Origin of the sequence: Propioniciclava sp. MC1683, assembly GCF_014164675.1 — a bacterium.
In the GTDB taxonomy this organism is placed as follows: Bacteria; Actinomycetota; Actinomycetes; order Propionibacteriales; family Propionibacteriaceae; genus Propioniciclava.
Map to the genome: position 1 here is coordinate 13,475 of NZ_JACJFX010000021.1, position 12,048 is coordinate 25,522.

6 protein-coding genes are annotated in these 12,048 nt (G+C 74.9%); 4 read left to right on the forward strand and 2 right to left on the reverse strand.

Annotated elements, in window-relative coordinates; all coding sequences use genetic code 11:
• Positions 1 to 43: 43 nt before the first annotated feature.
• From H5397_RS12180 to H5397_RS12195, 4 genes are all read left to right on the forward strand, one after another.
• Complete coding sequence (locus H5397_RS12180) at positions 44 to 3,151, forward strand: exodeoxyribonuclease V subunit gamma (protein ID WP_182817743.1); 3,108 nt, start codon at positions 44 to 46, stop codon at positions 3,149 to 3,151.
• Entirely contained in the window at positions 3,148 to 6,462 is a 3,315-nt protein-coding gene (locus H5397_RS12185) for a UvrD-helicase domain-containing protein (RefSeq protein ID WP_182817745.1), read from the forward strand. The genes H5397_RS12180 and H5397_RS12185 overlap by 4 nt, the downstream gene beginning before the upstream one ends.
• Entirely contained in the window at positions 6,459 to 8,117 is a 1,659-nt protein-coding gene (recD, locus tag H5397_RS12190) for an exodeoxyribonuclease V subunit alpha (protein ID WP_182817746.1), read from the forward strand. Before H5397_RS12185 ends, recD begins: the two co-directional genes overlap by 4 nt.
• 76 nt (positions 8,118 to 8,193) lie before the next feature.
• Positions 8,194 to 8,718 (forward strand): CarD family transcriptional regulator, encoded by a 525-nt coding sequence (locus H5397_RS12195; RefSeq protein ID WP_182817747.1) that lies wholly within the window; start codon positions 8,194 to 8,196, stop codon positions 8,716 to 8,718.
• On the opposite strand, the gene H5397_RS12200 is transcribed toward H5397_RS12195, so the two are convergent.
• Both H5397_RS12200 and nudC read right to left on the reverse strand, forming a co-directional pair.
• The gene (locus H5397_RS12200; RefSeq protein ID WP_182817749.1) at positions 8,715 to 11,069 is read right to left on the reverse strand and encodes an excinuclease ABC subunit UvrA; all 2,355 of its coding nucleotides are present in this window, start codon (positions 11,067 to 11,069) and stop codon (positions 8,715 to 8,717) included. The genes H5397_RS12195 and H5397_RS12200 overlap by 4 nt on opposite strands.
• A 107-nt stretch (positions 11,070 to 11,176) precedes the next feature.
• On the reverse strand, positions 11,177 to 12,043 hold the full coding sequence (nudC, locus tag H5397_RS12205; RefSeq protein ID WP_182817750.1) for an NAD(+) diphosphatase: 867 nt from the start codon (positions 12,041 to 12,043) through the stop codon (positions 11,177 to 11,179).
• Positions 12,044 to 12,048 lie beyond the last annotated feature (5 nt).

Here is a 12,048-nt window from a genome sequence, read left to right on the forward strand (position 1 = left end):
GGCCGCGGGGAATTGTCGGGGCCGCCCTCTAGGGTGATCTGCGATGAACGAGATGCGCCTCCACACCGCCGGCGACCTGGGCACCCTGGCCCGGGCCTTCGTGGCGGCCTCGGCCAGCGAGGGCGACCCCTTCGCCCGCCCCCTCCTGCTCGTCCCGGGCGCGGGGGTGCAGCGCTGGCTCGGCCAGCAGGTGGCCCGCGCGAGCGCCGCCGACGGCGAGGGCGTGTTCGCCGGTTTCGACGTCCACCGGGTGGGCGCCCTCGAGCGGTTGCTCACCGGCGAGGGGGCGGTCGACGGGTGGGAGGCCGAGCGCCTCGTGTGGGCGGTCCTCGCCGCCGTCGGCGCCGGGTCCCCGGGGCTGGAGCCCCTGGCGGCCCACCTGGCTGCCAACGACCAGCGCTACGCCAACGCCCTGCGGGTCAGCAGGCTGCTGCGCCGCTACGCCGACCACCGGCCCGCGATGCTGGCCGCCTGGTCGTCCGACCCCGAGGCCGAGGCGGCGGCCCTGGGCTTCGACGGCTGGCAGGTCCGGCTCTGGTCCGCCCTGCACGACCACGCGACCGGGGAGGACCCGGTCGCCCGCCGGGCCGGCCTGGCCGCCGCGATCGCGGCCGGCCGCGTGCCGGTGCCGTGGCCCGCCGTGCACGTGTTCGCCCCGCGCCGCTCCACGCCCGTGCAGCGGGCGCTGCTGGCGGCCCTGGCCACCCGGGTGCCCGTCCACGTCTGGCTGCCCGCCTCCGGGCCGGAGGCGCCCGCGAACGCCTTGGGCAGCAGCCTGGGCCGCGCGGCCCGCGAGGCGCAGGCGCAGTGGTCGGCGCTCTCCCCCGTCGTCGAGGTCCACGACGACCACGCGCCCCGGGCCACCGCGCTGGGCCGTCTGCAGGCCTCGGTGCTGGCCGGCGTCCCCGTCCCCGAGCCCGTCGACGACGGCACGGTCCAGGTGCACGCCAGCCACGCGGCCGGCCGCCAGGTCGAGGTGCTCCGCGAGGTGCTGACCGGCCTGTTCGCCGACGACCCGACGCTCGAACCCCGCGACGTGGTGGTGGCCTGCCCCGACCCCGCGGCGCTGGCCCCCCACCTGGCGGCGGCCTTCACCGACCCGGGTGGCACCGCCCGCGCCTGGCGGCACCCCGCGACCGGGTTGCGGCTCCAGGTCGTGGGGGCCGACGCGGCGGGCGCGAACCAGCTGTTCTCGCTGCTGCGCGACCTGCTGACCCTCGGCGCGAGCCGGGCGACGGCGTCCCAGCTGCTCGACCTGGCGGCGCACCCCTTCGTCGCGCGCCGGTTCGGGTTGGGCCCCGACCAGCTCGAGCGGCTGGAGGAGCTCGTGGCGGCGTCGGCGATCCGGTGGGGCATCAACCCCGAGCACCGCGCCCGCTTCGGCCTGCGCGACGTGCAGCAGAACACCTGGCAGCTGGGCGTCCAGCGGCTCGTGCTGGGCGAGGCGTTCAGCGACGACCACCTCGCCAGCGTGGGCGTGGTGGCGACCGTCGACGACGTGTCCTCGACCGACACCGGCCTCGTGGGGGCGCTGGCCGAGCTGGTCAGCCGGGTGTCGCGCCTGGTCCGCACCCTGTCGGGCGACGGCACGGTCGCCGAGTGGGTCGCCCGCCTGCGCGACGCCGTCGAGCTGATGGCCGACGTGCCGTTCGCCGAGGGGTGGCAGCTGTCCCAGGTCTGGGCGGTGCTCGAGTCCATCGAGGCGCGCGGCGCGGCCAGTGGCGCCCGGCTCGCCCCGGCCGACGCGCTCGCGCTGCTCACCGACGCCTTCGCCGAGCGGGGCGTCCGCCCGGCGTTCGGCAGCGGCGCCCTCGTGGTGTGCTCCCTCGAGGCCCTGGCCCGGGTCCCCCACCGCGTCGTCTGCCTCGTCGGGCTCGACGAGCGCAGCTTCCCCCGGCGCGGGCTGGGCGACGGCGACGACCTGCTCGCCCGCGATCCCGCCCCCGGCGACCCCGACCCCGGGGCCGACGACCGCCAGGCCGTGCTGGACGCGCTGCTCGCCGCGCGCGACCACCTCGTGGTGGTCTACCAGGGCCAGTCGTCGCTGACGCCCGAGCCCCACCACCCGCCGGCAGGGGTGCAGGAGCTGATCGAGGCCGTGGGCGGGGAGGCGGCCGTGCGCCGGGCCTCCCTGCAGGGCTTCGCCTGGACGAACTTCGGCGACGCCCCGTCCTCCTTCGACGTCACCGCCCTGGACGGGGCGCGCGCCCTCGTCGCCGAGCGCACCCCGGCTCCCGAGCGGTGGGCCGTCGGCCACCTGCACCGCACCACCCCCCTCACCGAGCTGGGCGTCGACCGTCTCGCCGCCCTGCTCAAGCACCCGGGCCGGTTCCTGCTCAAGGAGCGGGCCGACCTCACGCTGGGCGACGACGAACCGCCCGCCGATTCCATCCCGCTCGAGCTGGGCCACCTCGAGGCCTGGCAGGTCGGGGACGCGATGCTCGGCGCCCTCCGTGCCGGGCACACGCTGGACGCCGTGACCACCGCCCAGTGGCTCAGCGGCGGCCTGCCGCCGCGCAACCTCGGGGCGGAGGCCATCCGCGGCATCGCGGCCAAGGCCGGCCGCGTGCACCGCGACTTCCTGGCGGTCGCCGACGCCCCGCCCGAGGTGCAGGTCGTCGACCTCGACGTCGACGGGGTGCGCCTCACCGGGCGGTTCGCGCTGCGCGGTGGGGTGCTCGCCGAGTCCCACTACGGCAGCGTCGGCCCCCGGCACCTGGGCGAGGCCTGGGTGCGGCTGCTGGCGCTGACGGTCCAGCTCGGCCAGCGCACCGACGCCGTGCTGGTCGGGGGGCGCGGTACCCAGCGCCTGGTGGCGCCACCGGCCGATCTTGCGCGGGCGTTCCTGGCCGACCTCGTCGTGCTGGCGGGCCACGCGACCGAGCGCGTGCTGCCGCTGCCCCCGCGCGTCGCCCAGTTCTGGGTCGAGGACCGGGCCCGCGGCCGCGACCCCAAGGACACGACCGAGCAGCTGGAAAAGCTGTGGCGGTGGGACCGCGACGAGGTGTGGAAGCTCTGGTTCCCCGGCGACCGGACGCCGTGGGCCCTGCGCCGCGAGGCCGACGACCCGTGGGGCCACCCCGCGGAGGACACCCAGCTCGGTGCGCTCGCGATGCGGGTGTGGGAGCCGATCAGGAAGGCGACGCCGTGAACCCGACGCTGTTCGACCTCACCGGCCCCCTGCCGTCGGGCACCACCGTGCTCGAAGCGTCGGCGGGCACCGGCAAGACCTTCGCCATCGCCGCCCTGGCCGCCCGCTACCTCGCGGAGGGGGCGGCCGAGGTCGACCACCTGCTGCTGATCACCTTCTCCCGGGCGGCGACGGCCGAGCTGCGCTCGCGCGTCCGCGAGCGCATCCGGGACACCGCCGAGGCGCTGCGGGCCGCAGCCGGGGGCGTCCGGCCCCTCGAGGCGGTGGCGGCGCACCTGGCCGACGCACCCGCCGACGAGGTCGCGCGGCGGGCCGACCGGCTCGCCACCGCGTTCGCGCGCTTCGACCGCGCCGCCATCATGACCACCCACGAGTTCTGCCACGGCATGCTCGCCGGGCTGGGAATCCTGGCCCCCCAGACCCCCCAGTCGTCGCTCGTCGAGGACCTGCGCGGGCTGGCCGACGAGGCCGCCGAGGACGTGTACGTCCGCATGTTCGCCGACGAGCCCCACGGCGCACCCTTCCCGTTCGGCAAGCAGTGGGACGCCGACCCCGGCGCGCAGGAGATCGCCCGCCAGGCCGTCAGCGAGGTCGCGGACCTCGTCGGCGCGGGCTCCCCCGGGCCGGCCGGCGCGCGGGTCGCGTTCGCCGAGTCGGTGCGCCACGAGGTCGAGCGGCGGAAGGCCGAGCGGCGGCTGTTCTCCTTCGACGACCAGCTGACCCGGCTGGACCAGGCGCTGTCCGACCCCGCCACGGGCGCGCAGGCCCGGGCCCGGCTGGCGGCGCGGTTCCCCGTGGTGCTGGTGGACGAGTTCCAGGACACCGACCCCACCCAGTGGAGCGTGCTGCGGCAGGCGTTCTCGGGGGTGGGCACGCTCGTGCTCATCGGCGACCCCAAGCAGGCGATCTACGGCTTCCGCGGCGGCGACGTGCACACCTACGCGCTGGCGGTGGGTGCCGCCGACGCCCGCACGACGCTGGGGGTCAACCACCGCTCCGACCCCGAGGTCGTGGAGGGCGTGGCGACCCTGTTCGACGGGGTCCGGCTCGGCGCCGACATCGGGGTGCCACCCGTGGCGACCGCGCGGCGGGCGCGCCTCGTCGGCGCCACCGGGACGCCGTGGGAGAAGGGCGTCCAGGTGCGCGCCGTCGAGGCCGAGAAGGCCGTCCACCCGGCGACCGCCCGCAACGCCATCACCCGTGACCTCGTGGCGGTCGTCGGCGACCTGCTCAGCCCCTCCGCGCCCCTGCGCCGGCCCGGCGGCGGCCTCGCCCCGTCCGACATCGCCGTCCTGGTCCGGTCGAACGAGCGCGGGCAGGAGCTGGCGACGGCGCTCGCCGCGGCGGGCGTGCCGGCGACCTTCAACGGGTCCAACAGCGTGCTCGCCACCGCGGCCGCCGGCGACTGGCTGACCCTGCTGCGGGCCCTCGACCAGCCCCGGCGCCCGTACCTGCGCCGGGCCTTCCTGACCGACTTCGTCGGGGCCACCGTGGCCGAGCTCGCCTCGGCCGACGAGCGTGCCGTCGAGCGCTGGACCCTCCTCGTGCACACCTGGGCCCGGGTGCTGGAGCGCCACGGCGTCCCGGCGCTGTTCGCCGCGTTCGACGCCGACACCGACTTCCGGGCCCGGCTGCTCTCCCGCCCCGACGGGGAGCGGCTGGTCACCGACCACCGGCACCTCGCCGAGCTGCTGCACCACCACGGGTCCGGGTCCGGCGCGGGCCGGGCGCGCGAGCTGGTCGCGTGGCTGGTGGGCGAGCGTGAGGGGGCGTCGCTGGGCGGGGGCGACAGCACCCGCCGGCGCGACACCGACGCCGACGCCGTGCAGGTCATGACCGTGCACCGCGCCAAGGGCCTGCAGTGGCCGGTCGTCCTGCTGCCCGAGGTCAGCCACCAGCGCGAGGCCGACCGCGACACCGGGCGCCAGCTGGTGCTCCCCCGCGGCGACGGTCGGCTGCTCGACGTGGCGGGGCGCCGGACGCCGGCCCGTTCCGACCGCTGGGAGCGGTGGCGGACCGAGGAGGCCGACGAGTCGTTGCGCTCGCTGTACGTCGGGCTGACCCGCGCCCAGTCGCGGGTGGTCGCGTGGTGGGCCCACCACTGGGACACCGCGGCATCCCCCCTCCACCGGCTGCTCCACGCGACACACGACCCGGGGTCCCCGGCCCGCCCCGCGCTGAGCTACCCCACCCGCGAGCTGCCCGGCGGCGGCTCCCCCGTGGGGCTGGCCTGGCTCGCCGGGTCCCAGGTCGCCTGCGTCCGGGTGGACCAGTCCGCAGCCCCGGCCGGGTCGGGGTACGCCGCCGTGCTCCCCGCCCCCGATGAGCTCCGGGCCCGGCCGTGGACCCGGACCATCGACCGCGACTGGCGGCGCACCTCCTACTCGGGGCTGACCGCGGCCGCCCACGAGTTCGCCCCGGTCGTCGACTCGCCGCTGGTGGCCGACGAACTCGTCACCGACCTCGAGGTGGACGCCGACCCGACCTGGGCGCAGCCCTCCCCGATGGCCGGCCTCCCCGCCGGCGCCGCGTTCGGCACGCTGGTCCACGCCATCTACGAGCACACCGACGCCACGGGCGACGACTGGCGCGCGGCCCTGTCCGACGCGGTGGCCGAGGCCCTGCGCCGCTGGCCACTGGGCGACGTCGAGGCCGCGGCGCTGGCGTCCGCGCTCGAGCCCTCGCTGACCACCCCCTTGGGGGTCCTGGCACCGGGCCGCACCCTGCGCAGCTTCGGCCCCGCCGACCGCCTGTCCGAGATGGACTTCGAGTTCGCCCTCGACAACCCCGCCGCCACGCTGGCCGACGTCGCCGCCCTGCTCGCCGAGCACCTGCCGGCCGACGACCCGCTCGCGGGGTACGCAGCCCGCCTCGACCACCCGGGCCTGGCCGACCAGGTGCTCCACGGCTTCCTGACGGGGTCGGTGGACTCGGTCCTGCGGCTGCGCGAGGGCGAGGACACGACCGGCTTCCTCGTCGTGGACTACAAGACCAACCGGCTCGCCGGGGTCGAGGAGGAGCTGACGCTGGGCCACTACACGCCCGCCGCCATGGCCGAGGCCATGATGGCCAGCCACTACCCGCTGCAGGCGCTGCTGTACTGCGTCGCCCTGCACCGGTTCCTGCGCCTGCGCATGGCCGGATACCACCCCGAGCGCCACCTCGCGGGCGTGCTCTACCTGTTCGTGCGCGGCATGGCCGGGCCCGACACCCCCGTGGTCGACGGCTCCCCCCTCGGCGTGTTCGCGTGGCGCCCGCCCACGGCGCTCGTCCTGGCCACGTCCCGCCTGCTGGCCGGAGGTGCCGCATGACCGAGTCCCACGTCGCCGTCAGCGCGACCGGCCTGCTGGCCGACTTCAACCGGGCCGGCGCCCTGACCTGGGCCGACGTCCACCCCGCCCAGCAACTCGGCCACCTGTTCGGCGAGAAGGACCAGCGCGTCCAGCTCGCGCTGGCGCTCACCGTCCGCGCACTGCGCTCGGGATCGATCTGCGTGGAGCTGGACCGCATCCGCGAACTCGACCTCGGCGAGGAGGAGGTCACCATCCCCGACGACTGGTGGCCCGACCAGCCGGGGTGGGAGGCCGCGCTGCAGGCCAGCCCGGCCGTCACCGTGGGTGACGGCCCCGCGGGCGAGAGTCCGCTCCGGCTCGTCGACGGGGCCCTGTACCTGGAGCGGCACTTCGCCGACCAGGAGTCCGTGCGCCGGGCCCTGCTGGCGCGCCTGGGCTCGGCCCCGCACACCGGCGAGCCCGAGGGCCAGGACGCGGCGGTGGACCTCGCACTGACCAGCCCCGTGACCGTCATCGCCGGCGGGCCGGGGGTGGGCAAGACCTACACGATCCGCCGGATCATCGACCGGCTGCGCGCCGAACACCCCGACGCCCTCGTCGCGCTCGCCGCCCCGACCGGCAAGGCGGCGGCCCGCATGACCGAGTCGCTGGGCGACGGCTCGCTGACGGCGCTGACCCTGCACGCACTCCTCGGCAAGCGCCCCGGCTCGATGACCCGGTTCCGGCACCACGCCGACAACCCGCTGCCGCACGACGTCGTGGTCGTCGACGAGATGTCCATGGTCTCGATGGTGATGATGAGCCGGCTGCTGGAGGCCCTCAAGCCCTCGGCCCGCCTCGTGATGGTCGGCGACCCCGACCAGCTGTCCTCCGTCGACGCCGGCAGCGTGCTCGCCGACATCACCCGCGCCCCCGCGGCCGCGGGCATCGTGGCCCGGCTGGTGCGCAACTACCGGTTCACCGGGGCGATCGCCGACCTGGCCACCGCGATCCGCACCGGGGACGCCGACGCCGCGCTGGCCGTCCTGACAGGGCCGGATCCCTCGGTGCGCCTCGCCGGGGTGGCCGAGGGGGCGACCTCGCTCCGCGAGCGGGTGGTCGCCTCGGGCGGCCGCGTGTTCGAGGCGGCCGCCGCGGGGCGCCCGGACGGGGCCTTGGCCGCCCTGGACGCCCACCGCCTCCTGTGCGGCCACCGGCGTGGCCCGTTCGGGGTGGCGCACTGGACGCGGCAGGTCCAGTCCTGGCTCGTCGAGGGTGTGCCGGGCTACTCGGTGGACGGCGAGTTCCACGCGGGGCGTCCGGTGATGGTGACCGCCAACCGGCCCGAGTTCGGCCTCTACAACGGCGACACCGGCGTCGTGCTGGTCGACGAAGACCGGCCCCAGGCCTGGTTCGCCCCGGGCGGGGTCCCGAAGTCGTTCTCGCCCTTCCTGCTCGACGGGCTCACCTCGGTGCACGCGATGACCGTCCACAAGGCGCAGGGCAGCCAGTTCGACGACGTCTCGGTGGTCCTCCCGCCCCCGGGTTCGCCGTTGCTGACCCGCGAACTGCTGTACACGGCGGTGTCCCGCGCGCGGTCCTCGGTGCTGCTCCTGGGTGACCCCGAGGCCGTCGCCGAGGCCGTCGCGAACCCCGCTCGCCGGATGAGCCGGTTGGCGCAACGCCTGCGGTGACGGTGGCAACCAACGGCAACCATCGCACGCACGTTCGATAGAATCGGACCACCGAACGACGTAGTGAGAGGGAGCCGTGCAGTTCACCGTGGGCCAGACCGTCATCCATCCGCACCATGGGCCCGCCGAGGTCCGAGGGCTCGTGACCCGCACGGTGAAGGGTCGGCGCATCGACTACGTGGACCTGGTGGTCACGGCGAACGCGATGGCGGTGAGCGTCCCCCTGGCCAGCCTCGCCGAGGTCGGCATCCGTACCGTGGCCTGTGCCGCCCAGCTCGCCGACCTCACGACCGTGCTCTGCGCCGAGTCGCCCCCGGCCGAGCCCCAGTGGGCGCGTCGTGTGAAGGGGCAGCGCATCGAGCTCGCGACCGGTGACCCCCTCCGTATCGCCGCCGTCGTCCGTGAACTCATCCGTCGCCGTGACGAACGTGGGCTCTCGCTGGCCGAGAAGGACCTCCTGCAGGAGGGCGTCGCGCCCCTCGTGGCCGAGGTCGCCATCGCCGTGCGCTCCGACGAGGAGGACGCCCTCGCCGTGCTCGAGGCGATGGTCGCCGAGCGCAGCGACGACGTCCTGCAGCGCCGTGGGCTGGTGGCCGCCTAGGCTCCCACGTAGCGGGCCAGGTGCTGGGCGGTGAGGGTCGAGCCGTCGGCGACCAGCTGGGCGGGCGTGCCCTCGAACACGACCCGGCCGCCGTCGTGGCCCGCACCCGGACCGAGGTCGATGACCCAGTCGGCGTGCGCCATGACGGCCTGGTGGTGCTCGATCACGATCACGTTCTTGCCGGCGTCGACGAGGGCGTCCAGCAGGCCCAGGAGCTGGTCCACGTCGGCCAGGTGCAGGCCCGAGGTCGGCTCGTCGAGGATGTAGGTGCCGCCCTTCTCCCCCATGTGCGTGGCCAGCTTCAGCCGCTGGCGTTCGCCGCCCGACAGCGTGTTCAGCGGCTGCCCGATGTGCACGTAGCCCAGGCCGACGTCGGCCATCCGCTTCAGGATCGTGTGGGCGGCGGGCAGCTTGGCCTCGCCCTCGGCGAAGAACGAGACGGCCTCGTCGACGGGCATGTCGAGCACCTCGCGAATGTTCCGCCCGCCGAGGGTGAACTCCAGCACCTCGGGCCGGAAGCCCTTGCCCTCGCACTCCTCGCAGGTCGAGGCGACGGTCTCCATGAACCCGAGTTCGGTGAACACCTGGCCGGCGCCGTTGCACGTCGGGCAGGCGCCCTCGGAGTTGGCGCTGAACAGGGCGGGCTTGACCCCGTTGGCCTTGGCGAAGGCCTTGCGGATGGGCTCCAGCAGGCCGGTGTAGGTGGCCGGGTTGGAGCGGCGTGACCCCTTGATCGCGCCCTGGTCGACGGTGACCACGTCGTCGCGCCTACCCAGCGAACCGTGGATGAGCGAGCTCTTGCCCGACCCCGCCACGCCGGTGACCACGACCAGCACCCCGGTGGGGACGTCGACGTCCACGTCCTGCAGGTTGTTCTCGGACGCGCCGCGGATGGGCAGGTGGCCCGTCGGCGTCCGGACCTCGGGCTTGAGCGAGGCGCGGTCGTCGAGGTGGCGTCCGGTCAGGGTGTCGGACGCCCTCAGCCCGGCCAGGTCGCCCTCGAAGACGACCTCGCCGCCGTGGGAGCCGGCGCGCGGGCCCAGGTCGACGACGTGGTCGGCGATCGCCATCACCTCGGGCTTGTGCTCCACGACGAGCACCGTGTTGCCCTTGTCACGCAGCTGGAGGAGCAGCTCGTTCATCTTGTCGATGTCGTGGGGGTGGAGCCCGACCGTGGGCTCGTCGAAGACGTAGGTGACGTCGGTCAGGGACGAGCCGAGGTGGCGGATCATCTTGAGGCGCTGCGCCTCGCCGCCCGAGAGCGAGCCCGAGGGCCGGGCCAGGGAGAGGTAGCCCAGGCCGATGGCGACGAAGGAGTCGAGGAGGTGGCCCAGGCCGGCCAGCAACGGCGCGGCGGAGGGCTCGTCGAGGCCGCGCACCCACTCGGCGAGGTCGGAGACCTGCATCGCGCAGGCGTCGGCGATCGTGATGCCGGCCAGCTTCGCGGTGCGGGCGCCCTCGGCCAGCCGGGTGCCGTCGCAGTCGGGACAGGTGCCGAACACGACGGCGCGCTCGACGAACGCCCGGACGTGGGGCTGCATGGCCTCGGGGTCCTTGGCGAGCATCGACTTGCTGATCTTCGGGATCAGGCCCTCGTAGGTCAGGTTGATGCCCTCGACCTTGATCTTGGTCGGCTCCTTGTGGAGCAGGTCGTGGAGCTCGCGCTGGGTGTAGTCGGCGATCGGCTTGTCCACGTCGAAGAAGCCCGAGCCGGCGAAGATGCGGCCGTACCACCCGTCCATCGAGTAGCCCGGGATCTTGAAGGGGTTCTCACTCAGCGACTTCGAGGCGTCGTAGAGCTCGTCGAGGTCGATGTCCTTGATGCTGCCGGTGCCCTCGCAGCGCGGGCACATGCCCCCGACCACGGTGAACTGCTTCACGACCTTCGTCGCGCCGGCGCCCTTGTCGACCTTGATGGCACCGCCGCCGGTGACCGAGGGCACGTTGAACGAGAAGGCCTGCGGCGAGCCGATGTGCGGGGTGGCCAGCTTGCTGAACAGGATGCGCAGCAGGGCGTTGGCGTCCGTCACCGTGCCCACGGTGGAGCGGATGTTCGGCGCCAGCCGCTCCTGGCCGACGACGATCGCCGTGGTCAGCCCGTCGAGCAGGTCGACGTCGGGCCGGTCGAGGGTCGGCATGAAGCCCTGGACGAAGGCCGAGTAGGTCTCGTTGATGAGGCGCTGGCTCTCGGCCGCGATTGTGTCGAACACCAGCGAGCTCTTGCCCGAGCCCGACACGCCCGTGAAGACGGTCAGCCGGCGCTTGGGGATGTCGAGGGAGACGTCGCGCAGGTTGTTGACGCGCGCGCCCTGCACGCGGATGACGTCGTGGCTGTCGGCGGCGTGCGCCATGGGTCCCCCTGATCGGTCGCTGCCCGGCCGGTCGGCGTGGGCCAGCCAAGCATAGGGATCGACCGATCCGTTGTCCTCAGGGTGCAGCGTCGACGAAGGCGACGAGGTCAGGCCGTGAGCCGACCCTCGCGCCAAGCGGTGATGATCCGCGAGGCGATGGACGACGTCATGGGCAGGGTCAGCTCGCCCGCGTCGACCAGCCGGTCGAGCTCCCCGACGGTGTAGAAGTTGGCCCACTCGATCTCGGCGCCGTCGACGGCGACCTCGGCGCCGACCGCCCGGGCGACGAAGCCCAGCATCAGCGACCGCGGGAAGGGCCAGGGCTGGCTGCCGACGTAGCGCAGCGAGCGCAACTCGAGGCCCGACTCCTCGCGGATCTCGCGGTGCACGGCCATCTCGAGGCTCTCCCCCGCCTCGACGAAGCCGGCCAGGATCGACACCCGGGTCGGCTCCCACCCGGCGTGGTGGCCCAGAAGCAGGCGGTCGGCGTCGTCGAGGATCGCGACGATCACCGCCGGGTCGGTGCGCGGGAAGCGCGCCCGCTGGCACGCCTCGCACCAGCGCATGTGCCCGCCCTCGCGGACCTCGGTGAGCGCACCGCAACGCCCGCAGTAGGGGGCGACCCGGTGCCAGTTGACCAGCGCCACGGCGGTCGTGGCGATGTCGGCCTCGGTCTCGGGCAGCACGCCGCCCAGTTGCCGCAGGGACGCCGAGGGCCCCTCGGGCGTCGCGGCGACGGCGAACCACGGGGCGCCGTCGACCGAGCCGATGAGGAAGTGGTGCTCGGGGTCGTAGGCGCCGCCGGGGGTGATCCAGCGCAGCTGGTCGCCCGTGTCGTCGGAGGAGACGTTCGACCGGTCGTCGACGCCGATCACGCGCGCGCCGGTGTGCCGCCACTGCTCGGCCACCCAGGCCGAGTCGAGGCGCCCGTCCAGCACGCGTTCGAGCAGGCTCGTCGAGACCCACGGTTCCATGGGGC